The following is a 26,189-nucleotide window of genomic DNA, read 5'->3' as shown; positions in this document are numbered from 1 at the left end:
AAAAAACATCCTTCTGTATTAAAGCTAATAAAAATTCATCAATTCCTTTAACATTAGAATCTTTTATTGATTTTCTGCTTAACCTTTTAAAAACCATATAAAATGAAGAAAACTGTGAAGAAGCATTTTTTCATCCTATCGGATAAAAACAAGAACTTTCTCAAGATGTAAGCGATCGTAATTTATAGAGACGTATTGCTGTCTCACCATAAAACCGCTCATCATCTAAATAAAAGACATCAGGTAAATGAATCATTGTATCTTTCTTTTCTTCAAGTATGAAGAGTGTATCAGCTTTTGCCCACCCCCCTCGCAAAGCTTCTACGAAAGCACGTTCACCTAAACAACGGCTATAAGGAGGATCAGCGCAGATAACATCAAATGGAAGCATTGTGCCAATATTGCCAAGTTTGGTCGCATCACGACGTAAAATCCGTCCTATCGACTGTAATTCAAAGGCTTCTATATTTTTTTGAAGCAACCCACGCCCCTCAACCGAGTTTTCAACAAAAACAGCCGCCTTTGCTCCACGTGAAAGTGCTTCGATGCCTAAAGCACCAGTACCAGCAAAAAGATCAAGAATGCGTTTATTGGTCCAAAATTGTTCTTCACGGCTAGAAAGAATATTAAAAAGGCTCTCACGTGTACGATCACTCGTTGGGCGAATCGACTGATTAACAGGCGAAAACAAAACACGCCCAGCAAATTTACCGCCTATGATCCGCACGTGGACCTCCAAATCGCTTCGAAGTTTTTGCACCGTCCCTATGTGGTTTAGATTTTTTCATAGCACCACCAAACGATTTTACCTTTTTCTTTCTCTCAAAAGAATGTTCATCATGATCACCTTTTATCATTTTCTCTTTATCCTTTAAAAAGCGATCTTTCTTACCAAAGGGATGCGTCTCGTCATAAGATGTTTTTCCACGTTTTTGAACAAAACTTTTCCTCTTCTCTTTGTGTGACGGACTTTCTTTTAGTTTTTCCTTGCCTCGATGAAAGGACTTTCTACCATCCAAATCGCTCTTATGATCATGCGATTTCTCCTCACTATAGGAAGGCTTTCTACGTGCACTTTGCGGACGTGCACCAGGAGCCATCCAAACATTAGCACGGCGAGAACGCGGTAGAAAACGCTCTGCTTTTCCTTCTTCACTTTTCTCCTTCTTTACATTCTCATGAGACTTTGTACTTAATTGCGCGCGACTATGTTCAACAGAACCATCTCTTGGTCGGCGTCGTATCGCCCTTTCACTTGAGAAAACCCAACCATCATTTGCAACAGAAAGATCTTTCTGGCTTTGCTTTTCTGCAACAACTGCAGAATTTGAAAAGGGTTTCAGAATAGGAGCATCAAAATCTGCATTGGCTTGCATAATCAAACGCTCCCCCAACTGATCTCGTAACATCCGCCCTTTTAACTCTTGCACGGCTCCTTCTTCTAAATCAGAGAGATGAAATGGACCATAGGATACACGGATTAATCGATTAACTGATAATCCCAATGCCCCTAAAACATTCTTTATTTCACGATTTTTTCCTTCACGCAACGCAACAGAAAGCCATACATTCGACCCTTGTTCACGTTCAATTGATGCTTCAATCGAACCATAAAAAATACCATTAATCGCAATACCATTTTTAAGGTTATCCAGCGCACTCTGTTTTACTCTTCCATGAGCACGGACGCGATATTTGCGGACCCACCCCGTTACAGGAAGCTCTAATACACGCGCTAAGCCACCATCATTGGTTAAAAGCAAAAGCCCTTCCGTGTTAATGTCAAGCCTTCCAACAGAAAGAACACGCGGCATTCCTTTTGGTAAATTACTAAATACTGTAGGTCTGCCTTCAGGATCACGGTTCGTGGTGACAAGACCTGCTGGCTTATGGTAAAGCCATAAACGCGTTCGTTCTATAGGAGGTAAAGGTTTGCCATCAACTTTAATAACATCAGAGCGGCTAACATTAAAAGCAGGCGTTGTCACGACTTTACCATTCACAGAAATACGACCTGCAACAATCATCATTTCTGCATCTCGACGCGAAGCAATACCAGCACGCGCTAACCTTTTAGCAATTCGTTCACTCTCATTATTTTCATTCATTTGCGTTTCAAACCAATCTTTGCAAGTATGTTCAGAAAATTATTCACATGCACCATACCGCTTATCCTGAAAAATGAAGTAGCATAATCATTTATCATTTTCTATCCTTTAACGACAATAATGTATCTGCCGACTTGCAAGTTTGTTTTAAACTCTTAAAAAAAATAGAGGTATTCTTTTCATTATAAAAGCGTAATAAATTATTCATTCTATAGCATTCCTTATCGAGATAACCTTTAGATTTTCCATACCTTCAGTAGAAAGAATATTATGACTTTGACGCCCATGGAAATAGCCCTTTTAGAAGCACAAGAGGCTGCAAAAAAAGATGAAGTTCCCGTAGGTGCTGTCATTACACGTGGAAAAGCTATCATTGCACGCGCTGGTAACTTTATAAAATCTGCATATGACCCTACAGGACACGCAGAAATACGCGCAATCCGTATGGCTTGCGAAACATTGCAAAATGAAAGGCTTCCTGATTGCGATCTTTATGTAACACTTGAGCCTTGTGCTATGTGTGCTGCTGCCATTTCATTTGCACGCATACGTCGTCTCTATTACGCAACAAATGATCCCAAAGGGGGTGCTATAGAAAATGGTCCACGTTTTTATCAGCAACCAACCTGTCATCACAAACCTGAGATTTATTCTGGTTTTAAAGAAAAAGAAGCTGCTCAATTACTTAAAGATTTTTTTGTACAAAAGCGATACTAAAAACAATTCTTCTTCCATAACTTTCACTCTTAAAAAACTATCCTACTTCTCAAAAAGACTATTAATTCTTCTGACATATATAGTAAAAGCTATTTCGAAGCATTTTTCTCTCTTTTAATCCTGCATATTGCTTCTATTAGATGATACATTCATTCATAAGAATAATTCATTATTTTGTATAATAAAATATAAATTCCAACATATCGTAGATATACTCTCTTTCAAATTACATTGAAGCAATAAAAATCACTTTCTTGCACATCATAAGCGGGATTATCGTCTGGATAAAGAACGTTTTAGAAAAGACTAAAAATGTCTCTTATGAAGGCTCTCAAATGCAAGAACTGTCGCAACTGGAGTCTGGAAAATAAAATGATGGTATCAGCTTTCTCCTTCCTAAGCATCAAGATAGTGGAGTACAATAGATTTTACGTTATACTATCCACATGAACGATGTTGCAAAATGAACTTGAGAAATATTTCTTGTTAGGAAACGCATGAAGTACTCTCTCGATGCTGTTGTCATATTGCTATTTCATGAGAATAACACCCCTCCTCCAACAGCATTATAACTGTGCGTGAATGAGAGCTTAGTATCATAAGTAATTGGAAAAATACTTTACTTTAAATATTTTGTCTTTCCCTTATCGACCAATAGGTGCGGTTTTTGCCGGTTGGCGATAACTTAAAGGTGGTTCAGTGAGATAGCGACGGTATTTTGAACTTCCAACTTGTGCTCTCTGACGACGTAAATATTCCTGTCGTTGCTTCGCATTCAACTGTGAAGGGTTTTCTGAACCAGCGCCATTAACTGACGATCCTTTATGAGGAAAAGGAGTATTTCCTTGATTCTTCTTCGATGCTTCCATTTCATTGACAGATCTATCTTGTTGTGGTACCGGCAAAAATCTGCGTGAACTAGGGCTTGGTATTACAAGTTTTGGATGAGGTTTCATAACAATCTGGCTGCTATTATTTGTTGGTGTTAATGAAGTAATATTAGCAACATCTTCAAAAAACTGTATCGAAACCGGTTTATTGGTACCATAGGTAGGAGCGGATAAATTGCATCCCGTTAGAACAAAGCACATCCCTAAAATTCCTATTGGAAATATTTTTACTTCACGTTTTCTCACTGCCTATTCCATTTCCTAAGTATATGGCTGATTAATATTCCCGTTATTTATGAGAGAACGGTCCATACACAAATTTCCCCCCTGCAGAAAAAACAACGGAATTTACTTTGTACCACAAAAAACTATATTCATCAATATGAGAAATATACTTGTACTCCTTTCCCTTGATTTAAAATTTTAAATCTTACCAAGAATCTGTAGTTCCCGCAAAGCAGCTGCATCACGAGCAGATACATCCGGATAAGCTGGATCACTCCCAACATCTTGTGTATAACGCCATGATCGAGCACATTTTTTTCCTAATGCCTTCTCTGGATATACACCAACACCTTCAACATCATTCAAAGTAAAAGAATCGGAAGGTATCGTGTCCTGCCTAATTGTGAGTGCACTGGTAATACAGATCTCCGCCATATCCACATTTTCTAATGCCTCTCGTAAAACCAGATTGGAAATAAAAACAATAGGCGCAGCTTCCAAAGAGGATCCAATACGCTTATTAGCACGTTCAAGCTCTAAAGCACCTGTCACAACTTTACGGACCTGCCGAATTTTTTTCCAACGCTCAGCCAAAGATTGGTTTTGCCATTCTTCTGGTACAGAGCGAAATTGTTCCAAATGCACCGATTGGCTTTCTGGATAACGCTCTAACCAAGCTTCCTCCATAGTAAAAGGCAACATTGGAGAAAGCCATGTTACCATACGCTCAAAAATCTCACGGACAACCTGCAAGGAGGCCTTGCGTTTTTTTGATGAAGGCGCATCACAATAAAGAGAATCCTTGCGGATATCAAAATAAAATGCCGATAACTCAATGATTGAAAAATCCAATAATGCACGCATAATCTTTTTAAAATCAAATTCATCGTAAGCGCGATTAATCAACTGATCAAGTTCAAAAAGCCTATGCAATATAAATTTTTCAAGATCCGGCAGTGCACCATAAGATATTTCTTCCCCATCATCATGTGCTAGAGTTCCTAGCATCCAACGAATTGCATTGCGTAGTTTACGATATGAATCCACATTTGTTTGAAGAATTTTTTTGCCTAAACGCTGATCTTCCCAATAATCGGTTGTCATAACCCAGAGACGAAAAATATCAGCTCCAGATGTTTTAATGATCTCTTGCGGAACAACCGTATTGCCTAAAGATTTAGACATTTTCTTACCATTCTCATCCAAAGTAAAACCGTGTGTGATCACGGCTTTATAGGGAGAACAAGCATGCGTACCACAGCTTTCCAAAAGAGAAGATTGGAACCATCCGCGATGTTGATCTGAACCTTCAAAATAAACATCAGCAGGCCATTTCAAATCAGCCCGATCTTCTAACACAAAGCTATGGCTTGCTCCAGAATCAAACCAAACATCCAAAATATCATAAACCTGTACCCAAGGCTCATGTGCACGCTCACCTAAAAAACGTTCACGTGCTCCTTCAGCAAACCATGCATCTGCCCCTTCTGCTTCAAAAGCCCGTAAAATACGCTCGTTCACACCTTCATCTTTTAGAATAACACCATCCTCATTCGCAAAAATACAAATAGGAACCCCCCAAGAACGCTGACGAGAAAGAACCCAATCAGGACGATCCTCTATCATAGAAGCTAGGCGGTTTTGTCCAGAAGATGGCACAAAACGCGTTTTTGAAACAGCTTCCAAAGCCCGACTACGTAAAGTTGAACCATCCCCAAAATCTTTATCCATTGAAATAAACCATTGTGGTGTATTGCGAAAAATAACGGGTTTTTTTGAACGCCAACTATGGGGATAGGAATGCTTTAAACGCCCCCGTGCAAACAATCGATCTGCTTTAATTAAAGCGTTAATGACCTCTTTATTGGCGTCACCCATTTTTCCATTATCATCAATAACACGTGCAGGTCCTCCTTCACGATCTGGTCCTAAACCTGGAACATCTTTCGTATAGAACCCTGCATCATCAACAGGAAACGGTATAGATGAATCAATCCCCGCTTGCTCCAGTAAGGACTTATAATCATTCCAAATTTCAAAGTCCTCACGCCCATGGCTTGGTGCTGTATGGACAAAACCTGTACCAGCACTCTCTGTTACGTGCGAACCATCAAGCAATGGAATTTTATAATTATACCCTCCAGCTAAACCTTTGAGTGGATGAGAAAGAACAAGAGCTTTCAACTCTTCAGAAGAAATAACACGCAAACGCTTCAAAACAAGTTTGGCTTTTTCTCCACAACTCATCGCTAAAGCGTCTGCAAAAAGAAGCTTTTCTCCCACTTGAGGACCAAAATCATTTTCAGCACTTTCAACTTCGTAAATACTATAAGAAATTTGCGAAGAATAACTCACTGCACGATTGCTTGGAATTGTCCACGGTGTTGTTGTCCAAATGACGACATGAGCACCATATAAATCATCAGAATTTGCTTCAAAAACAGGAAACTTAACCCAAAGCACCTCTGATTCATGATCATGATATTCAATCTCAGCCTCTGCCAAGGCCGTACGCTCCACAACAGACCACATCACTGGCTTGGAACCACGATAAATCTGATCTGACATAGCAAATTTTATCAATTCACTGGCAATGCGTGCTTCTGCATGAAAAGCCATTGTAGTATAAGGCGCGTTAAAATCTCCCACAACACCAAGGCGTTTAAATTCTTCACTTTGAACGGTTACCCAATGCTGTGCAAATTCACGGCATTCTTGACGAAACTCGTTAAGAGGCACCTCATCCTTATTTTTTCCTTGTGCTCGATATTTTTCTTCAATTTTCCATTCAATTGGAAGCCCATGGCAATCCCAACCAGGAACATAATTTGCATTAAAACCGCGCATTTGGAATGAACGGACAACCACATCCTTTAGAACTTTATTTAAAGCATGCCCGATATGAATATGACCATTTGCATAAGGTGGACCATCATGAAGAATATAAAATGGACGATCTTTTGCTTGTTGGCGCAATTGCGCATAAAGCCCCATATCTTCCCAACGCGCCATCAATTCAAGCTCTTTTTGCGGAAGCCCTGCACGCATAGGAAAATTTGTCTGTGGGAGATAAAGAGTTTTTGAATAATCTATTGTTTCATTTTTCACAGCCATTGTGAAATATCCCTGTCCACTTTTACGATTTCATTTTTGCATAACTTCCCTGAACCCTGCAACTCTGGTTTTTATCTATAGGGAAAGCCGAGCTTATCATTCGTATTAAGCAGCGATCAGGAAAATATATCATCACACTCTATGGGCTTTATCATGAAATTCACAAGAAAAGAAACCAAAAAGTGATCTTTTAAAAAATAAAGGCTCCACTGACAGTGGAGCCTCTTAGAAATTTACTCTTTAAAAAATTAGAATTTATAAGCTACACCAACACGGAAATCATTGGTTTTGTAGTTAACTTCAAGTTTTTCCTTTGCAAATTTCTTTTTACCAAAATCAGAGTAACGATATTCTGCACGTACAATCACATTATCCAGAAGCGAGAAATCAACGCCACCACCAAGTGTGTAACCAATCATGGTTTTTGTTTCATCAGCTAAGTTCTTAGAAGAAACGACTCTTCCATCCTCATCCTTAACGGATATTGATACAGTGTCTTGGAATTGCCCATAAGCAATACCACCAGCAAGATAAGGCATAAAGCGATCAGCAGCAAAACCAATACGTACCCGTGTAGCACCACCCCAATTTTGTTTGAAAGTATGACTTAACGTTTCAACTTCATACTCTTGATCAAGACCAAGTTCAGAAGCCATCTTTTTTATTTGTTCTATACCATACACACTGGAATCGTTCTTATCCACCACTTGTGTACTTTGTGCACCGTGTCCAGCCATATTCTGTCCACCATGAGAACTAGAAGCATGTGGATTAGCACCATGCGCATGAGCGCCAGAGCCATGCCCACCTGCATGAGATGCACCACGCGAATTAGCATTTCCGCTACCATGGGAAGAACTATGATGACCTCCCTGTTGGGCTCCGCTTGTTCCATTAGAAGCTTTTGTCTCTGAACCAGAGGATGATCTTGATCTCGCTAGTACAAGTGGTGCGCTCGATACTGTTCTTTCTACTGCTGATAGTTGCACCGATGTAGGTGTTTTTTCTGCTGGTTTACTCGATTCTGATCCTGTTGATGGGATAGATGGTATTTGTTTTGTTACAGCTGGTTGTACAGGCATTGATTGCACAGAAACGCTTGATCCACTTCTCCCTACTTTTGACGGTTGCTCTCCTGTAGCTGATTTTGCCAATACGAGCGACTTTGACTGCTCTGGTGCTCCTGCCTCTGGGTTGGAGGATGCTGGTTTCAGTGAAACTGGTTTTGATTCACTTACTCGGCTTACCAATGTCTCTCCTGTGTCTGATCTTGCTAATGAAGATGGTACTAATTGCACTTTTGCCTTTAATTCTGCTGTTGGAGTTGACCTTACTGATGACGCTCCTGATACTATTTTTGCTGATTCTGATCCCTGTGCTGACGTATCTATTGTTGAGTTTGGTAACGTTTGTGGTGTGGTGGATGATACGGTATTTTCTGTTGTTTTTGGATTAGCGTTAGTGCTCGCTTCCCCTTGCAACTTTTGTACCTTTCCTTCTGCTGGTTTTGGCGCAGCTGATTTTCCAGATACTTGCGATTGTGAACTTAGCGTTTGTGATACTGTTGACGCTGATGCTGGTGTTTCTGCAGATCTGCGGGATCTTACGACTGCATTTTCTACTGTAGTGTTATCAGCTGCACCTATAGTAATGGTCTTTGTGTGTTTTTTTCCAGATATCATTAAATCCGTATCGACGCCAAAAATAAAGTTGTCACCGAGATCAATATTAGAACCTGCATAAAAACCACCTGCAAAACCTGAAAGTTTAGGAGAGAACTCTTTATCCAGTGGTAAACTCTTTTCTTGACCAACAAGAGCCATATCAGCTTTGCTCGAAAAACCACCCGCTTGAACACCTAAATAAAGACCTGTCCATGAAAAAGTAGGCGCGATAATGGTAGAAGAAGTCGATGATGCTGGCTGATGAGGAATTATAACATCAGCAGCTAGTGCTGTAGACGCTGAAATTAAAGAAAAAATAGACGCTGTTATTAAACGTTTTGTATTCATAAAATCTCTCCAAATATCCAAAATGAAATGTATATAGAGCATCTTTTTTGAAAGATCTGTAGCAAAAATGACACACTCACAAAAAAATAAAGAATTTTTGAAAATAAGGCTTCTTAAACTTTTAATTTTGCATTCCATGAGAATTTGTAAAATAAATCACACTAAAATTATGTGTATTAAAGTTGGATTCATTTTCATTAAATTTTCGCATAACTGTTAATGATAATATTCTTTATAAATTTCTTTTTACCGAAATCTGAATAACAGTATTCTGCATACAATAAACTATTATCTGTTATTGCAAAATCAATGCCAGCGCAAACAGTGAAATCAAATATTGCCTTTTTTAAAACAAAGCGCCATCAAAGTTTCATCTATTTACCAGCATGATCTACTTTTAGTACTTTAGCAATAGTATTTTGTATCTAAAATTCAGAAAAACAAAGGACTTATTCAAACACTCGCAAAAAAACTTTTAGATTCTTTGCATAAACATCTTCATCACGCATCACTTTGATTTATAATGATAACTTATTGTTTTCATATTGAATGAAAAAACTAATACTGTAAGATTCTATCATTTTAAATCTGTTTATCTTGAATCAATCAAAACCACTATTTGCACATAACAAGTGGGATGAGTGTGTGGATAAAATTTATATAAGAAAGGACTAAAAATGGTTCTTATGAACCGTCTTAATGCAAGGGCTGTCGCAACACCCACGAGCTGGCAAATATAATGATGGTGCCGGCTTGCTTCTTCACAAACGTAAAGATGGCGGTGCTCAATGGATTTACCGTTATACCATTCATGGTCGGCGCCGTGAAATGGGTTTGTGTGCGTTGCAAGATGTTTTTTTAAAACAAGCTCGTGAATTGGCAACTGGGTGGCGTTCTGTTCTTCGTGAAGGTCGTGATCCTATTAAAGAACGTGAAAAACAAAAGCGTGAAGCAATAAGCAATCTCCATTATTTAAAAGATATCGCGTTGGATGCTTTTGAAAGTCGTAAAGCTGAATTAAAAAATGATGGTAAAGATGGGGATTGGTTTTTACCATTACGCCTTCATATTCTGCCCAAATTAGGCTGTCTTCCCGTTTCTGAGATTACACAAACAGAGATACGCAATGTTCTTGCCCCTATTTGGCATACAAAAGCTGGAACTGCTCGAACAGCACTGATGCGTCTTAATCTTTGTCTCAAACATGCGGCTGCATTAGGGTTAGATGTTGATTTACAAGCAGTAGAAAAAGCAAAAGCTCTCTTAGGCAAACAACGTCATAAAAAACAAAGCTTACCAGCCATGGATTGGAGAGATGTGCCGGCTTTTTATAAAACACTCTGTGAAGCATCAACCATAACACAACTGGCTTTGCGTTTGCTTATTCTGACAGGCGTTCGTACCAACCCTTTGTGTCATATTCATAAAGACCAAGTTGATGGCGATATCTGGACAATCCCTGCTGAAAATATGAAAGGTCGACGTGATACTACAGAAGAGTTTCGCGTGCCTCTATCATCAGAAGCATTAGAAATCTTAAAACAAGCGTGGCTGCTTTCTCGCAATGATTTTTTCTTTTCTGTAACCGGTCGGGGTCCCCTCGCTGCACGCTGTATGTCACAATATATGCAACAGACTGGACTAAACGCCTGCCCCCATGGATTTCGCTCTAGTTTACGCAATTGGCTTGCTGAAACAACCGATGCCCCCTATGAGGTCGCTGAAACCATTCTAAGTCATACAGTAGGAGGGCAAGTAGAGCGTGCCTATCGTCGGACTGATTATCTAGAACAGCGCCGCGTTTATATGGATAAATGGGCGGCTTATGTCACAGGTCAATCTTAAGATATGGGGTGAATAACCCCCTTATCTGTGGATAACTTTAACTCTCTTGTCTCTCATTCTTTCTCAATAAGAGTCATAAATTATCACATCAGAAATTGTATGATAAAATATTGTTTTCTATAAATAAAATACCTTCAAAAATGAACAAAAATATGGTTAATAAATGCTTATGATTTGTTACCATTTTTTTATAGTGAAAGGAAATTATTATGACAGAAAATGATATTCTTTTAACAGACCGTGAAAGTGCAAAATTGCTTCATATGAGTGTTTCAACATTTCGCCGTCATGTAACTAATGGCTCTCTCCCAAAACCTTTAAAATTTGGTTTTTTATCGCGTTGGTTACAATCAGATCTTTTGAATGTCATCGAGCAAGCAAAGCAGCAACGTTATAACGACGCGGCATAAAAAAAACCTTGTCACGTAAGGACGGACAAGGCTTTCTCAAGCTCATCAACCTAGAGCTTTATTTGGTGTAAATTCAAGGCTTTCTCTGCTGAAGCAAGACCTAAGGTTTGCATTCAAGTTGTTCTGAATGCTTTTTACAATAAGGGCTATTTAAGCGCTTCTTGACACTTCGCTGTGGTATGACAGTGCCTGGACGACAAATGGGAAGGTTTTCGTCTCTAAAAGTATAACACCATCCTCCCTCATGTTCATTTTCATAATGGAAACCTGATTGAACCATACACGCATGAATTGTTGCCCATGCATTGTTACTTAGCTTTCTGCTTTCTGGATCGGTATAATAAGGTGTTGGCATTCCACATTCTAACAAGGCTTTTCCTACCTCTGTAAAATCTGCTCCTGGTTTCTTCCACGCTGTCACCTCTCCTAGAGGAGGTTTGTTAAATTGACATCCGGCTATACTGAACAAAGTTACAGCGCTTAATAATTTTAGAGTTTGTTTCATTTGTTCCTCCTTAAAGGGACTTGTACTCGATTGGATGAGCCGTAAATATACCGACATGCTTGGCCCGCATCTCCAAGACAGGTATGGGAACTTATGGGATTTGTAGCCACTCTCAATCATTCTTTCCAAACGTTACTACCAGCAGGTATTGTCTCGTAGGTATACACCAATAATTCTGCTTACAAAGTCATATCTATTCCCATCAAAGCCAATAGTAGTTTGTTTGCCATCACTCACATAACCTAACAGACCAGATGCAACTAAAACATTAAAGGCTGGTCTATAGAAATTGATATTCGTGTTGTCGGCTATCCCGTGCATACCTTCTTGTTTGAAAGAATTCAGCATATTAAAGCCTGTCAAACTGCCACAACTATGGGCATCAATATGCAATCCTGTATTGCCATAAAGATACATTGTATCCTGGAATTTCTTGGTTGAATTGGTCAATCAAAAAAAGTTTACTTTCCAGAAGCTTCTGAAAAATCGCTATCCCTATTTCCACTTCCCAGTCTTTAGCTTGTGGGAAGTATGTAAAATAAAGGGGACCATGATCATTGTCAGCAAATTGGACAGCATAACACGCAGCATCATCGGATGTGTTAAAAATGCCATTTTAGAACATACGCCTGTTACCATCAGAACCAACTTGTAAATGCTGGCTGCTCATCTTCAGCTTTTAAAAAGTGATACAGAGTAATATATTCTCCATCACTGTCTTTATATAGGTTCTCCATTTTCATCAGTTAAATAGAGGACATTGCCATTTTCATCATGCTCAACCTCACCTACTGGATGCTCTTTGACATTTGTCATTTCGCGCACTTTGTCCCAGTATCCAAGACCTTCATCCGATAAATCATTGATCATGTCTAAGCGATTATGAACGATGCCCTCAAGCAATATGGCATCTATCGGTGCGACAGCCCTGGTGGACTGCTGCGGTGTTGTGGTTGAGAGAGAGAGCCAATGATTTGTCCAGCATCTTGCCCCATCGCCCTCTGTCCAGTTGTATCAGTGAGGATGATGGTGCACCGCTGATAGCGGATTTGTATATCCTTCCGCTCCATCATGGGCTTTGCCGTGACTTAAAGCATTTTTGGCAATGTTTTTTATCGTGTCATTCCCAGAAATGCTAAACCCTTGGCTGCTAGCTTGAGCATGTGCACTGTTGGTTATATCACTGGTGCTTATGCTTCCTGTGATCAAGTTGTTTTTGTCTGCCGGTGCGCTGCTGACAATGATACCTCCCGTTAGGGTCGTTTTGTCTTTAACAATGATATTAAAGCCGCCATCACCGGTTTTGATGCCTGATTGCTCCACAACACTATGATAATCACTAGAGGATTTATCCTTTTGGAAAGAGGCGCTCATAGAGCCCCCACCCATTTACTAAGGAAATTAAATGTGTGTAACATCAAAAATATCATCATACAGCCTGCTAAAGATGAGAGCTTTATTTTTTTACCATTGGCTATGAAAGAAAATCCTCTGGGGACTATCTCAATCAACTGATCAAAAATAATATTAAACTTTTGTGTGATGTTCGTAAAAATTCAATAAGTAGAAACCTCGGATTTTCGAAAAGACAATTAGAGAAAGCTATAAGCAATATTGATATTAAATATATGCATATACCTGAATTTGGAATTGCTTTTGAAAAACGAAGAAATTTGAAAACACAAAAAGATTATGACCGCCTTTTTGAAGATTATCAAAATACAACTCTCAAGAATAATTCTTGTGCAATAAACAAATTATATCAAATTTTTTTAAAAAAGCGCGTTGCTATCACCTGTTTTGAAGCCAATGTATACATGTGTCATAGAGGACAACTCGCATTAGCTCTCACTCAATTGTCTGATTGGAAATATGAAATTAAGCACATTTTAAAAAATAAACTTACAAACTTTTTACATATGGGGGCATTTACAACCTCTAGCCCTCTCCCCATTCCTAACAACTTTTAAGTAATGCATGATTCACGCTACGGGTGGATTGTACGCAAATCAAGAAAATAACCAGACTTACAAAAGGCTCTTTCGATTGGTTATTGCATCAGTATTTACAAAGCATGCAATGGCATAATCAATCAGAATCTACTCAAAAAGTTAAATATCGAATTCTGAATAATGTTTCTAAACATATTGCTGATCGTGCATATAAAAGTATAGAAAGACACCATATCCTTGACGCCGTAGACAGAAGGCGACATACTCTCGCAGCAGCAAAACATTTTTTGACCTCTTTAAACGGTCTCTTTAATTGGGCGGTTGATAATGCCCTTTTAAATAAAAATCCTGCCTTTAATATAAAAGCACCAAAATCTTTAAACAGTGAGGGATTACTGCCATGGCTAGAAGAGGACATAGACAAATATTATCACCGTTGGTCACATGGTACACATGAACGCGTCTGGATTAACCTTCTTCTTTATACGGGCTTGTTTTACCAGAACTAGAGGCAACCCTTAAAATTGGTCCCATAGGTGATGAAACATTCTTTTGTGGTAAAGATGGAAATAAGCTTATCAAAGAAAGTTTTGGAAACCTCTTTCGTGAAGCATGTAATGCGGCGGGTATTAAAAAATCAGCGCACGGATTGCAAAAATTAGCAGCAAAACATACTGCCAATGCTGGTGCTACGGTTTCACAAATGAAAGCGCTTTTTGGTTGAACCGAAGATAAAATGGCATCCCTTGATATAAAGAGTGCAGACCGTAAAAACTTTCCCTTGAAGCAATCAAAAAGCTCCAAAAAAGTTAGCCTCACAAAGCACCGCTTAACAAACTAAATTGCTATCAAAATTATTAACGAAATCAAAGCGGCGTTTGAGATGTATCAGAAACCAGAGGAGAAATAGGTGGTTGTGCCTGTTGCATTGTTTGCCATAAATTATAGTTTGTTTGCATATCCAACCAAAATTTTGCTTTACTAAAACCAGCTAATTCTAATTTAACAGCAAGCTCGGTACTTATAGAAGCATGTCCGTTAATCACTCTTGATAAAGAAGCTCTTGTCATATGGACATGATCAGCTAATTTTTGTATTGTTATCCCCATTTCTTCTAAGAAAGCTACTTTCAGAACTTTACCCGGATGTGCGGGGTTGTGCATCATTTTTTTTTCATTCCTTTCTTCAATGGTAATCTTGATAATCAACAAGCTCCACATCTGTTCCTATAAAGCGAAAAGTAGCACGCCAATTTCCATTCACCCATATAGAACAGTACTCTATAAGTTCACCTTTAAGATGGTGCATTTTAAAGGCAGGCTCTCTCAATATTTCAAGCGTAGTAGCACTTGTTAAAACCGTTAAGATAACGCGAATTTTTTTACATGATCTGGTCAAATAGCTTTTGTGGAACCTGTTGTACAAAATAATTTTAAGCCCTTATGTTTAAAACTCACAATTGCCATTACCACCCCTTGTCGTATATCATCGCTATACGGTTAATAACAAATAAGAGTTAAGCCCATGTTAGAAATATCTGATTCTATATCTGGAAAAAATAGATAGGAATAAGTGATAAAAAAGCTTCAAAAAGGTTAGGGATAGACACTCAAAAAACATAATAGAATCAATGATTATAAAACCCCTTACTCTTGTAATAAGTCACTGATTTTAATTACCTTTTTTACACTCTTTTAGTGGTGCAAAACTATAACGATGTAACCCTATAACTGGTCCATATTTATCAAGAGCTGTACGATGCGCTAGCGTTGCATAACCTACATGCTTCTCTAAACCATACCCTTTATAAACTTGTCCTGCACATTCCATCATCCGATCACGCGTTACTTTCGCAATAATAGATGCGGCTGCAATTGAAACTGAACGCTGATCGCCCTTAATCAACGCCATTGCAGGACAAGACAACTCAGAAGGAATATCACGCCCATCAACAAGGACATAGTGGGCTGGAATGGCTAATCCTATAATACAGCGACGCATTGCTTCTAAAGTTGCTTTTCTAATATTAGATTGATCAATTGTACGAGCACAAAGACTGGCGACTGAAACCGCTAATGCACTTTGCAAAATTTCATGATAAAGTCTATTTCGTTGGAAAAAAGAAAGTTTTTTTGAATCATTTAACCCATTAGGAATACGATCTCTATCCAAGATAACGGCTGCTGTTACCACAGGTCCCGCGAGAGGCCCCCGTCCTACTTCATCAACACCTGCTATATGAAAAAAACCCTGTTTTTGCAAATCCAATTCGCACGAAAAATTTGGTTGAAGCGGCAAATTAAACATCTTTGATAAATCACACATACAACAAACATACATCTATTTCTGTAGCCTGATCATTTTTTGCAAGCATTACAGTTTTAAATGGCTCTTCAAATATTCTGCGAACTCTTACACAAAAGATAAAAAACACATTTCTTTGGTTCCCCTCTTTCATTATGTATAATAAAATCATGATGAAATAAAAGCTTTTATATTTATTTATCAAATATTTCCTAAAGTCATGATAGGTTTTACAAACCAATTTGGGTGCATTGATTTGATAAAAAGAGCTGCTTGTTGCGCCGTTTGTTTATTTTTAAAAATGCCAAAGCAAGTTGCTCCCGTTCCAGACATACGGGAAAAAAGAGCCCCACATTCATCTAATATAGATAACACTTCAGCTAACTGAGGTGCTATTTTTAATGCAGGAGAAAAAAGATCATTACGCGTTTCTTGTAAAGCTTTAACCAATGAATCAACACTTTTTAAAGCGTCTGTATTAATTTTTAAAGAAGGATTATGACGCTTCTCTAACGCTTTAAAAACAGTTGGTGTTGAAATCTCTTGTCCATGATTAACCAATACTATTGCAAGAGAACAGGCTCCTTTTATTTGTATCATCTCTTGACCAATTCCTTTGACCAAAAGCGGCTGCTGATATTCTAATGCACAAAGGCACATGGGAACATCAGCACCAAGAACTAAGCTCTTTTTTGCTAATTCTTCGTAAGGGCAATCAAGATTCCACTGTTGACGCAACATGCTGATAACCCCAGCTGCATCACCTGAGCCGCCACCAATGCCTGAAGCAACAGGTAATGTTTTTACAAGCCGAAAAAAAGCAGGTTGAGCACATTCCGGAAAAGTCTTATGCATAAAGTCCCGTGCGCGAATAACCAAATTGTCTAAATGAGAAACAAGTCCTTTTGCAAACGGCCCCGTCAAAACAAACTGATTATTTTCACAAGGTGCATAGTGTAGACAATCACCGCTAAGACTAAAATAAACCAAACTTTCTATTAAATGATACCCATCAGCACGTTGCCCCACAACATGTAGAGCTAAATTCAATTTAATAGGTGTAAATAAATAGGAATGTCTTTGGAACGAAGCTTGTACATTTGGCATCATATGACGTAATATTAACCTGTATAGGGTTCTTTTACAAATTCCCCCCTTTTATCCACACTTTTAGCACTAGCCCTATAAACAGCTTGGAATATTCTTAATCGTTTTCTAAAAAACAATAAATATAAAGAGTTCTCATACAAAACAAACGACATGTTCTCATTCGTATCATTTCAAGCCTTTTTTCTTCTAGCATCTGTTTTTAGATAAAAATCTCTCTGGCTTGAATGATCCTTTCCATCACAAACCATAACGCTGCCAAAGTGCTCGCTCTTCTGCTGCCATCAATGCACTATCAATGACTGTATAAACCGTATGTGCCGTCACTCCTGAAGGCGTTTTAGGTCCTAAAAAACTTTTTGGAGGCGTAATAAGTCGAAGTTTTGCATCATTACCAAAGCGCTCTTTAATAACAGAACGTACATCATTCAATCCATCAACAAGACCAAGCTCAACGCTTTGTTTTCCACTCCAAAACATTCCTGTAAAGAGATTCGAATCATCTGATAATTTTTCAGCACGCCGTTCTTTAACCAAATCGATAAAAGTTTGATGCACTTCAAGTTGGAGAGATTTCAAATGCTCAATATCCGCCTTTTTTTCTGGCTGAAATGGATCTAATGTAACTTTGTTCTTTCCTGCTGTGTAGACACGCCGTTCGATACCAATTTTTTTCAAAAGTTCCGGAAAACCAAAGGAAGCTGAAACCACTCCAATGGAACCAACAATTGAAGAAGGATCTGCAAAAATTTCATCCCCCGCACAAGCAATCATATAACCACCGGATGCTGCAATATCTTCAATAAACACAAGAACCTTTTTATTTTTTTCTTCTGCCAAATCACGAATACGCTTGAAGATAAAACGCGACTGTACAGGTGAACCACCAGGAGAATTAATAATAAGTGCAACAGCCGGTGACTTTTTGTGTCCGAAAGCCTTCTCTAAAAGATTTGCACACCTACTGAGGGAAAGAGTACGAGATATAGACGCTGATGAATCCATAATTGCTCCTTGAAGGCGCACCACAGGAATTTCAAGTTTATCGGAAGAAAAACGGCGTGGAATAAAACTTTTAATAAAATCCATCAAAACAAAATCTCCTTATAAATTAAGAACAATTAAATAGGAAAGGACAACAAAAAGGAAGAACGCGATAATATCCAAAAGCGCCAATCAATCCCCACATTACAAGCAGAAATATAACTTCACCCAAAGTCAAACCTCCCTAATAACAAAGTTTGGACTCTAAATAATAAACTAAAAAACACAAGATACTATTAGAAAAGTTCCCACAAGCTTATATATCCATTATTAATTGCATCAACCCGTGGTGAAAAAGTATGGTCATTACCTTCATGTATAATCAATGCCGGCAAAACAGATAAAGCTGCTCTGCTTCCTCGTTTTGCGTAAAATAAAAGACGAATTGCTGCTGTTTTCGCACGTGCATGCACAGGAATTATACAAATACCACCAAAACGCCCTTCTAAAGCACGCAAGATATCTGTCAGCGATTGTGGACGCGCAATGAGCCCTAAGTATCCACCTGGCTTAACAATGGCTGCTGCACTCCGCAACCAGTTATCAAACATCGCTTCAGACATAACATGTGCTTCAGATTTTTGTTTATCAGGTGTCTTACGATCGGTGGGATTATTAAAAGGTGGATTCATAATCGCAAAATCAAAGCTATTATCTATCAAACCTGCTCTTATACGGGCATTCCCTTTGAAGGTAACATCTGCTTCTAGCAAACAAATTCGGCTAGAAAATTGTTTATTTTGTTTTAGCATAAGCGTTTTTTGAGCGTAAGATACCATAAAAGCTGAACGTTCAACTAAGGTAACATGAACTTTCAGACAACGCGAAGCAACAGCCAACCCTGCAGCTCCAGCACCTGCCCCTAAATCAACAACCTTGCCCTTTAAATCACTTGGAACCAAACTAGCTAATAACATCGCATCCATTCCAGAACGATGACCATATTTATGGGGTTGAACCAAATAAAATTTTCCGCGGTGAAAACTGTCAATTGTTTCACCAATTTGATTCGCTGCTTTATTCATTTAAAAGCCTAATGTTCATCTTTATAAACTGCATTTTTGCCATTCAGCTGCTATTTTAAATTTTTTATTATTTCATAACAATAAGATTACACTCGCTAAAGAACATTTCTTGCCAATAACATTCCAAGCTAACACTTTTAAACGACATCAAAAGCTTGAGTCAAAACCAAACCCCCTTTATGCTAATGAATAAAGTAATTTTTATATATGTCCATTGCAATACTCTAGGAGTAAACACATTGAGTGCAGCTATCAAACTAAAACAAATAAGAAATAATCAAATTTCTCTTCAATCTCTTGTCAATCTTACTCAAAAAGATATGGATTGCGTAAATCAATTTATTCTCTCTATGGCAAAATCAGAGGTTGAGATGATCCCTGAAATTTCTAACCATCTTATTTCATCAGGTGGAAAGCGATTACGCCCAATGATTACGCTCGCTTCTGCTCATATGTTCGGTTATCAAAGTAACGGGCATATAAAACTCGCGACAGCTGTTGAATTTATGCACACAGCAACATTACTACACGATGATGTGATTGACGAAAGTAATTTACGACGTGGAAAATCTACAGCACGGATGATTTGGGGGAATCAAGCAAGTGTACTTGTTGGTGATTTCCTATTGGGCCAGGCCTTTAAAATGATGGTCGATGTCGGTTCCATAGAAGCGCTCTCTGTCCTAGCCAACGCTGCTGCAATTATTGCTGAAGGAGAAGTTATGCAACTTTCTGCCGCAAAAAATATAAAAACCAGCCCTTCAGAATATCTCAAAATCATCAATGCAAAAACAGCAGCACTTTTTTCAGCAGCCGCTGAAGTAGGACCCATTATTGCTGGCTATGGAAATAAAGAGCGTTCTTCATTACGTGAATATGGAACATCCTTAGGTTTAGCTTTCCAATTAATTGATGATGCACTTGACTATAGCGGTAGTGCTCAAAACTTAGGAAAAAATATAGGGGATGATTTTAGAGAAGGAAAAATCACAATGCCTGTTATTCTCGCATATGAGCGTGGGAATATGGTAGAAAAAGATTTCTGGAAAAAAGCGCTTGAAGATGGCAATAATAATGATGAATCCTTTGCACACGCGCAACACTTAATGGAAAAGTATGATAGTATCACAGATACAATAGAACAAGCACGCATCTATGGAAAATATGCAATTGATGCTCTTGTTCCCATGAATGAAAATCTTGCTTACAATGCTCTCGTTGAGACTGTTGAATTTTGTATTTCACGCGTAAACTGAATTCTTTGCAAGAATCGCAGTATTTCTCAACAAAGTAATGAGATATGATCTATAAACAACACCATCAATTGATTATCTTGAAAAGGATTAGCTCCATGTGCTCTGCAACGGTATCTCGACTTTTTGCCCTTTTTATCGTGGGTATCATGCTGATGCCATCCCCCACCTACAGTAAAATAAGTGCAGCAACTCATACAAGCTCATTTACAGGTGCTTATTTAGCTGGAAGGGTTGCAAATCATGAAAATAAAACAGAACTTGCTATCAATTATTTTAAACAAGCACTGGTTTATCAACCTGATAACATTGAAACACAAAAAGAGCTCCTTGAAGCTATGCTCTCGGTCGGAAACTTTAAAGAAGCTGTCCAACAAGCCCAAAAACTCAAAGAGAACGATGTTATAACTCCCTTTGTTTCCTTAACTTTGTCAGTAGAAAGTCTCATCAAAAAAGACTATAAGAATGCCAAGACTCTTCTCCAATTAAAAGAACTTCCTACGTCCAATAATCCAATACCTGAACTCATCGGCGCTTGGATTACATTTGGATCTGGACAAAAATCTCAAGCAATCGCTGATCTTAAGAAACTCAAAGGTCCTGTCTGGTATGACCTTTTTATATCTTATCATCTAGCACTTATGAGCGACCTTGCAGAACGGCCAAAGGATGCAAAAAAATATTTCATTAAAGCACTGAGTAACAAACAGGGAACTCTTATCGCTCCTAATACTTATGAGCGTATTATCATAGCCTATGCCTCATTCCAATTGCGCCATAGTATGCGCAACCAAGCTCTTCAAACAATCCAGCATGGCGAACAAATGTTGTCAGGTCGCGAAGTCCTTAAAAACTTTCGAGAAAAAATTGAAAAAAATGCTTTCTTAGAGAGAGTTATTAAAACACCTCAACAAGGAGCAGCCGAGGTATTATATAATTTTGGAACAGCCCTCAACTACAAAAACTCAGGGCGAATTGCACGTATTTTTAAGCAATTATCTTTCGCATTATACCCTCAAAATGACGCAACACTGTTTCAGCTCGCACACATTTCTGCTAAATTGAACGATCCACATCAAGCAATTAAACTTTATCGCGCTTTATCCCCTAAATCTCCTTATTATAAAGATGGACAACTTCATCTTGCATTCCTTCTTGCCAATAACAACAATTACAAAGAAGCAATAAAATTACTCACATTGTTAAATAAAAAATTTCCCAATGATCGTAATATTTTGATAACGCTCGTTGCTTTTTATATGCAGGACAATAAATTTCTTGAGGCCATTAAAACTCTAGACTACGCTATTACAAAGATAAAAAACTTTCAGCAGGACGATTGGAAACTCTTTTATCAACGTGGTATTGCTTTTGAACGTTTAAAGCAATGGCCAAAAGCAGAAATTGACTTGCGAAAATCACTTGAATTTTTCCCAAACCAACCGCAAGTTCTTAATTATTTAGCCTATTCCCTTGTGGAACGTGGTGAGAAGCTTGAAGAATCGCTCCGTATGCTGCAAAAAGCTTCTGCTTTGCAAGCTCACAACAGTCATATTCTCGATTCTTTAGGATGGGCTTATTATAAACTAAAAGAATATAATAAAGCAGTGCAAATATTAGAAAATGCTGTCAGATTACAACCTGAGGACCCAACACTGAATGATCATTTAGGGGATGCCTATTGGAAAGTTGGACGTAAACGTGAAGCAATCTTTCAATGGAACCACGCAATTGACGGAAAACCAGAAAATTCTGAACAAATTCAAGAAAAGTTGAAATTTGGTTTGCAATAAATGATGCTTAACCATAAACCACATGAAATAATAAATAGAGAAACTAAAATTACTTTGGTTTTTTGTTTAGTCCAATATAAAGAGTATAAAGCGTGAAACTGCCTGAACATCTTAACCCCAAACGTTCTTTTCAGGGACTAATCTTAACTTTGCAAAATTATTGGGCACACTATGGATGTGCAATTTTGCAACCTTACGATATAGAAGTCGGAGCTGGGACTTTTCATCCAGCAACAACATTACGCTCTCTAGGTCCACGTCCTTGGAAAGTTGCTTATGTCCAACCCTCTCGACGTCCAACAGATGGCCGATATGGTAAGAATCCAAATCGTTTACAACACTATTATCAATTCCAAGTGCTTCTCAAACCCTCTCCGCTCAATCTACAAGAACTTTATATAAAGTCGCTACAAGCTATCGGGCTTGATACAAAACTGCATGATATTCGCTTTGTTGAAGATGATTGGGAAAGTCCCACTCTTGGTGCTTGGGGGCTCGGATGGGAATGCTGGTGCGATGGAATGGAAGTCTCTCAGTTTACTTATTTTCAACAAGTGTGCGGCATTGAATGCGCTCCAGTTTCAGGGGAACTCACATACGGTCTTGAGCGTCTAGCGATGTATATCCAAGGGGTTGATAACGTCTATGACCTTAACTTTAATGGTTTGGAGGGAGACAACAAAATAAGTTATAGAGATATTTTTTTACAGGCAGAACAGGAATACTCATATTATAATTTTGAATTTGCTGATACAAAACTGCTCCATCAGCACTTTATCGATGCAGAACGCGAATGCAGCGCACTTCTTGATGCTGGAAAACCAAATAAAGAAAATGTATTCCATCGCTGTGTTTTTCCTGCCTATGATCAATGTATTAAAGCGAGCCATATCTTTAACCTTTTGCAAGCACGTGGCGTTATTTCTGTAACCGAACGACAAAATTACATTCTTCGCGTTCGTAATCTCGCGCGCCGTTGTGGGGAAGCCTTCTTACTCACAGAAGCTGGACAAATATACACTGGAGAAGCCTAATGTCTGATCTTCTTCTTGAACTTTTCAGTGAAGAAATCCCCGCACGTATGCAACGAAAAGCTGCTGCTGATCTTAAAAAATCTGTTACAGATCAACTTGTGAATGCTGGATTGATCTATGAAGCTGCTCGTGAATATTGGACACCTCGTCGGCTAACATTGGACATACGCGGACTTTCCACACGCTCAAAAGATATCCATGAAGAACGCAAAGGTCCCAGTATAAAATCACCACAGCATGTAATTGATGGTTTTCTACGTGCAACAGGATTAAACGATATTTCTGAAGCGCATATTGGACATGATGATAAAAAAGGTCATTTTTATATTGCTAAAATTGTTAAAAAAGGTCGAGCAGCAGAAGAAATTATTGCCGATATTTTACCGGATATTATCCGCAACTTTCCGTGGCCGAAATCTATGCGTTGGGGAAAAGATTCAGCACAAAGTGGTACTTTGAAGTGGATTCGACCTTTACAAAACATTCTTTGTATTTTCGGACCAGAAATTGGTGAAACACATGTTATTCCATTTACAATTGGTTCTCTTAAAAGCAATAATTTAACTTATGGTCATCGTTTCTTAAGTGATGGAAAGCCATTTCAAGTGCGCCGCTTTGATGATTATGTTACTCAACTTGAAACTCATAAAGTCATTCTGGATGCCGAGAGACGAAAGAATATTATTTTAGCTGATGCCCAAAATCTCTGCTTTGCAAACGGTTTAGAACTGGTTCAAGATAATCCTCTCCTAGAAGAAGTTGCTGGTCTTGTTGAATGGCCTGTTATCCTGATGGGTGATTTTGAAAAATCATTCCTTGATATTCCTCCAGAAATTATTCGCTTGACCATTCGAGCCAATCAAAAATGTTTTGTCACCCGTAAACAAGGAGAAAACGTAAAACTTTCTCATCATTTTATTCTCGTTTCTAATATTCTTGCAAATGATGAAGGCAAAGAAATTTCGAAAGGAAATAGTAAGGTTGTCCGTGCCCGTCTTTCCGATGCACTTCATTTTTGGCAAACTGATCAGCGTGATTTGCCTGATCTTCAACAATTGGAATCTTCTATAAAAAAATTTGAACTTGATATAAAAAAACCTCTCGATCAAAGAATGGCGCGACTTGATCATTTGAATGTAACTTTTCATGCTAAATTGGGTACGCAAGGTGCAAGGGTAGAACGCATTGCTACACTCGCACAAGAAATTGCCCCTTTGATACAAACAGATCCTCTTTTAGCAAAACGTGCAGCCATCCTTGCAAAAGCTGATTTGCAAACAGAAATTGTCGGAGAATTTCCTGAACTACAAGGTGTTATGGGGAAAAAATACGCCCTTCTTCAAGGGGAAAATCCTCGCGTAGCTGTAGCAATCGAAGACCATTATAAACCTCAAGGTCCAACAGATCGTCTTCCACAAGAACCACTTGCTATAACCGTTATGCTCGCCGACAAAATTGACATGCTCGTTGGCTTTTGGCTCATTAATGAAAAACCAACCGGCTCAAAAGATCCCTATGCGTTAAGACGAGCAGCATTGGGAATTATTAGGCTTGTACTTTCGCGAGATTGGAAAATCAATCTTATGCCACTGTTTCAGTTAGCAACGAATCTTTTCTTACAACAAAAAAACAAACATGAAATCTCTCAAAGAGAAAATTCACAATTGCAGAATCTGCTTCCAGAAAAAACAGAATATATTTTATCAGATCTGTTATTCTTTTTTCATGACCGTTTGAAAATCTATCTAAAAGAGGAAGGCGCTCGTTACGATGCCCTTGAAGCCGTTTTAAATAAAGATTCTGATGATTTTTTATTGGTTGCACGTCGTGTCGAATCGCTTATCGCTTTTATCAATACCCATGATGGAATGAACTTTGTAGCCTCTGTAAAACGTACTGCCAATATTCTTGAAAATGAATTTCAAAAAAGCACAACAATAGCGAATGAAATTAATCCTGAGCTCTTTATCGAGAAAGAAGAAAAGCAGCTCTATCATGCAATCTGTGAAGTAGAAAGAAAGGTTCTTGCTCCCATCAATGCAACAAATTTATCATTTGCACTCAGTGTGCTAGCGCCACTTGGAAAATTGATTGATATATTTTTTGAAAACGTATTGGTGAATGATAAAAAACCTGATGTTCGTGCTAACCGTCTTGCTCTTCTCAAACGCACTCACATTGTTACACAATCGGTTGCAGACTTCTCAAAACTTGTCATTTGAAATCAAAGAGCCTATTAACTGGTAAAAACAATGAAGATAAATTTTTCTTTTTTATGACTTTTATTAATTAATACTGAGAAAATTATGCAACCAAAGAGAGTGTTCTTTATCTCTCAAATATCATTAATTAAGATATGTTTTCATTTTGATAAACGATTCTTTCTCAAGAGACTCTTTAATAAGTTCATCTGCCTTGTTAGAATCTATTTCCCTTGCAATAAGGGTACGTGCTGTAGAAATTGCCAAATCAATAGCCGATGAAGAAACCATGCGTATTGCATCCGCTTCTGCTTGAGCGATTTTTTGTTCTGCCAATTTATTACGGTTCTTTACATATTCTTCTGCTTTTGCACGGGCCTCAGCAATAATAGATTCAACTTCATGCTTTGCTGCTGCAACAATTTCTTGCGCATCTTTTTCTGCTTCTGCATGTTTGCGTTGATATTCAGCTAATATTTCCTGTGCCTCTTCACGAAGACGCAGAGCCTCATCCAGTTCATCTTTGATACGCTTTGCACGCGCATCAAGATGGTGTATAACCCTTTGTGGAATTTGGAAATAGACTAAAAGAGCCAAAAAAAGAACTAACCCAACAAATGCCCAAAAAGTATCAGTCATCTTTGTCTTCC

The 26,189-nt window shown here is 38.4% G+C and carries 22 protein-coding genes and 3 pseudogenes; 9 read left to right on the top strand and 16 right to left on the bottom strand.

Annotation, left to right across the window (positions count from 1 at the left end; genetic code table 11):
• Nucleotides 1–160: 160 nt before the first annotated feature.
• Together rsmD and PVV63_RS02055 are read right to left on the bottom strand one after the other, a co-directional pair.
• Nucleotides 161–727 (bottom strand): 16S rRNA (guanine(966)-N(2))-methyltransferase RsmD, encoded by a 567-nt coding sequence (rsmD, locus tag PVV63_RS02060; protein ID WP_273790418.1) that lies wholly within the window; start codon nucleotides 725–727, stop codon nucleotides 161–163.
• Nucleotides 708–2,108, bottom strand: a complete 1,401-nt coding sequence (locus PVV63_RS02055; RefSeq protein WP_273790417.1) for a pseudouridine synthase — start codon at nucleotides 2,106–2,108, stop codon at nucleotides 708–710. The genes rsmD and PVV63_RS02055 overlap by 20 nt, the downstream gene beginning before the upstream one ends.
• Before the next feature lie 270 nt (nucleotides 2,109–2,378).
• On the opposite strand from PVV63_RS02055, the gene PVV63_RS02050 reads away from it, so the two are divergent.
• Nucleotides 2,379–2,825 (top strand): nucleoside deaminase, encoded by a 447-nt coding sequence (locus PVV63_RS02050; protein WP_273790416.1) that lies wholly within the window; start codon nucleotides 2,379–2,381, stop codon nucleotides 2,823–2,825.
• A 644-nt stretch (nucleotides 2,826–3,469) separates the two neighbouring features.
• Here the strand turns inward: PVV63_RS02050 and PVV63_RS02045 are convergent.
• The 3 genes from PVV63_RS02045 to PVV63_RS02035 all read right to left on the bottom strand — a co-directional run bounded on the left by PVV63_RS02045 (nucleotide 3,470) and on the right by PVV63_RS02035 (nucleotide 9,066).
• Nucleotides 3,470–3,961, bottom strand: coding sequence for a hypothetical protein (locus tag PVV63_RS02045; RefSeq protein WP_273790415.1), 492 nt, complete (start codon nucleotides 3,959–3,961; stop codon nucleotides 3,470–3,472).
• A 177-nt stretch (nucleotides 3,962–4,138) separates the two neighbouring features.
• The gene (ileS, locus tag PVV63_RS02040; RefSeq protein WP_273790414.1) at nucleotides 4,139–7,054 is read right to left on the bottom strand and encodes an isoleucine--tRNA ligase; all 2,916 of its coding nucleotides are present in this window, start codon (nucleotides 7,052–7,054) and stop codon (nucleotides 4,139–4,141) included.
• A gap of 248 nt (nucleotides 7,055–7,302) precedes the next feature.
• A complete protein-coding gene (locus tag PVV63_RS02035; RefSeq protein WP_273790413.1) occupies nucleotides 7,303–9,066 on the bottom strand; it encodes an outer membrane beta-barrel protein in 1,764 nt (587 codons plus the stop codon).
• A gap of 677 nt (nucleotides 9,067–9,743) precedes the next feature.
• Here PVV63_RS02035 and PVV63_RS02025 point away from each other — a divergent pair.
• Nucleotides 9,744–10,911: pseudogene (locus PVV63_RS02025) on the top strand (tyrosine-type recombinase/integrase).
• A 209-nt stretch (nucleotides 10,912–11,120) separates the two neighbouring features.
• Nucleotides 11,121–11,321, top strand: a complete 201-nt coding sequence (locus PVV63_RS02020) for an AlpA family transcriptional regulator (protein ID WP_015856172.1) — start codon at nucleotides 11,121–11,123, stop codon at nucleotides 11,319–11,321.
• A gap of 100 nt (nucleotides 11,322–11,421) precedes the next feature.
• On the opposite strand, the gene PVV63_RS02015 is transcribed toward PVV63_RS02020, so the two are convergent.
• The 4 genes from PVV63_RS02015 to PVV63_RS02000 form a co-directional block, all read right to left on the bottom strand.
• Nucleotides 11,422–11,826: a hypothetical protein gene (locus tag PVV63_RS02015; protein ID WP_273790412.1), complete on the bottom strand. Its 405-nt coding sequence runs from the start codon at nucleotides 11,824–11,826 to the stop codon at nucleotides 11,422–11,424.
• Between the two features lie 135 nt (nucleotides 11,827–11,961).
• Nucleotides 11,962–12,243, bottom strand: coding sequence for a hypothetical protein (locus PVV63_RS02010; protein ID WP_273790411.1), 282 nt, complete (start codon nucleotides 12,241–12,243; stop codon nucleotides 11,962–11,964).
• Nucleotides 12,244–12,546: 303 nt separating this feature from the next.
• A complete protein-coding gene (locus tag PVV63_RS02005) occupies nucleotides 12,547–12,729 on the bottom strand; it encodes a hypothetical protein (protein WP_273790410.1) in 183 nt (60 codons plus the stop codon).
• Nucleotides 12,730–12,840: 111 nt separating this feature from the next.
• Nucleotides 12,841–13,200 (bottom strand): hypothetical protein, encoded by a 360-nt coding sequence (locus PVV63_RS02000; protein WP_273790409.1) that lies wholly within the window; start codon nucleotides 13,198–13,200, stop codon nucleotides 12,841–12,843.
• Nucleotides 13,201–13,361: 161 nt separating this feature from the next.
• Between PVV63_RS02000 and PVV63_RS01995 the strand changes: the two genes are divergently transcribed.
• Both PVV63_RS01995 and PVV63_RS01990 read left to right on the top strand, forming a co-directional pair.
• A complete protein-coding gene (locus PVV63_RS01995) occupies nucleotides 13,362–13,796 on the top strand; it encodes a DUF488 family protein (protein ID WP_273790408.1) in 435 nt (144 codons plus the stop codon).
• Between the two features lie 41 nt (nucleotides 13,797–13,837).
• A pseudogene (locus tag PVV63_RS01990) lies at nucleotides 13,838–14,591 on the top strand (phage integrase central domain-containing protein); the annotation flags it as partial.
• Nucleotides 14,592–14,644: 53 nt separating this feature from the next.
• Here the strand turns inward: PVV63_RS01990 and PVV63_RS01985 are convergent.
• The 6 genes and pseudogenes from PVV63_RS01985 to PVV63_RS01960 form a co-directional block, all read right to left on the bottom strand.
• Nucleotides 14,645–14,944: a HigA family addiction module antitoxin gene (locus PVV63_RS01985; protein WP_273790446.1), complete on the bottom strand. Its 300-nt coding sequence runs from the start codon at nucleotides 14,942–14,944 to the stop codon at nucleotides 14,645–14,647.
• A gap of 19 nt (nucleotides 14,945–14,963) precedes the next feature.
• A pseudogene (locus tag PVV63_RS01980) lies at nucleotides 14,964–15,244 on the bottom strand (type II toxin-antitoxin system RelE/ParE family toxin).
• A gap of 205 nt (nucleotides 15,245–15,449) precedes the next feature.
• Complete coding sequence (locus tag PVV63_RS01975; protein ID WP_375663697.1) at nucleotides 15,450–16,118, bottom strand: ribonuclease HII; 669 nt, start codon at nucleotides 16,116–16,118, stop codon at nucleotides 15,450–15,452.
• 165 nt (nucleotides 16,119–16,283) lie between these two features.
• Nucleotides 16,284–17,192 carry a 4-(cytidine 5'-diphospho)-2-C-methyl-D-erythritol kinase gene (locus PVV63_RS01970; protein WP_273790406.1) on the bottom strand — a complete coding sequence of 303 codons (909 nt, stop codon included), beginning with the start codon at nucleotides 17,190–17,192 and terminating at the stop codon, nucleotides 16,284–16,286.
• 237 nt (nucleotides 17,193–17,429) lie between these two features.
• Nucleotides 17,430–18,278, bottom strand: a complete 849-nt coding sequence (locus tag PVV63_RS01965) for a S49 family peptidase (protein ID WP_273790405.1) — start codon at nucleotides 18,276–18,278, stop codon at nucleotides 17,430–17,432.
• A 191-nt stretch (nucleotides 18,279–18,469) separates the two neighbouring features.
• A complete protein-coding gene (locus PVV63_RS01960; RefSeq protein WP_273790404.1) occupies nucleotides 18,470–19,258 on the bottom strand; it encodes a tRNA1(Val) (adenine(37)-N6)-methyltransferase in 789 nt (262 codons plus the stop codon).
• Nucleotides 19,259–19,437: 179 nt separating this feature from the next.
• Here PVV63_RS01960 and PVV63_RS01955 point away from each other — a divergent pair, with 179 nt between their 5' ends.
• The 4 genes from PVV63_RS01955 (at nucleotide 19,438) to glyS (ending at nucleotide 25,560) form a co-directional block, all read left to right on the top strand.
• The gene (locus PVV63_RS01955; RefSeq protein WP_273790403.1) at nucleotides 19,438–20,514 is read left to right on the top strand and encodes a polyprenyl synthetase family protein; all 1,077 of its coding nucleotides are present in this window, start codon (nucleotides 19,438–19,440) and stop codon (nucleotides 20,512–20,514) included.
• Nucleotides 20,515–20,609: 95 nt separating this feature from the next.
• The gene (locus tag PVV63_RS01950) at nucleotides 20,610–22,304 is read left to right on the top strand and encodes a tetratricopeptide repeat protein (protein WP_273790402.1); all 1,695 of its coding nucleotides are present in this window, start codon (nucleotides 20,610–20,612) and stop codon (nucleotides 22,302–22,304) included.
• A 92-nt stretch (nucleotides 22,305–22,396) separates the two neighbouring features.
• A complete protein-coding gene (locus tag PVV63_RS01945) occupies nucleotides 22,397–23,338 on the top strand; it encodes a glycine--tRNA ligase subunit alpha (RefSeq protein ID WP_273790401.1) in 942 nt (313 codons plus the stop codon).
• Nucleotides 23,338–25,560, top strand: a complete 2,223-nt coding sequence (gene glyS, locus PVV63_RS01940; RefSeq protein WP_273790400.1) for a glycine--tRNA ligase subunit beta — start codon at nucleotides 23,338–23,340, stop codon at nucleotides 25,558–25,560. Before PVV63_RS01945 ends, glyS begins: the two co-directional genes overlap by 1 nt.
• A gap of 123 nt (nucleotides 25,561–25,683) precedes the next feature.
• On the opposite strand, the gene PVV63_RS01935 is transcribed toward glyS, so the two are convergent.
• Nucleotides 25,684–26,178 (bottom strand): F0F1 ATP synthase subunit B, encoded by a 495-nt coding sequence (locus tag PVV63_RS01935; RefSeq protein WP_273790399.1) that lies wholly within the window; start codon nucleotides 26,176–26,178, stop codon nucleotides 25,684–25,686.
• Between the last annotated feature and the right edge of the window lie 11 nt (nucleotides 26,179–26,189).

Source organism: Bartonella sp. CM31XJBT, assembly GCF_028618555.1.
Classification (GTDB): domain Bacteria; phylum Pseudomonadota; class Alphaproteobacteria; order Rhizobiales; family Rhizobiaceae; genus Bartonella.
This window is presented reverse-complemented; position numbering and strand designations above follow the sequence as displayed.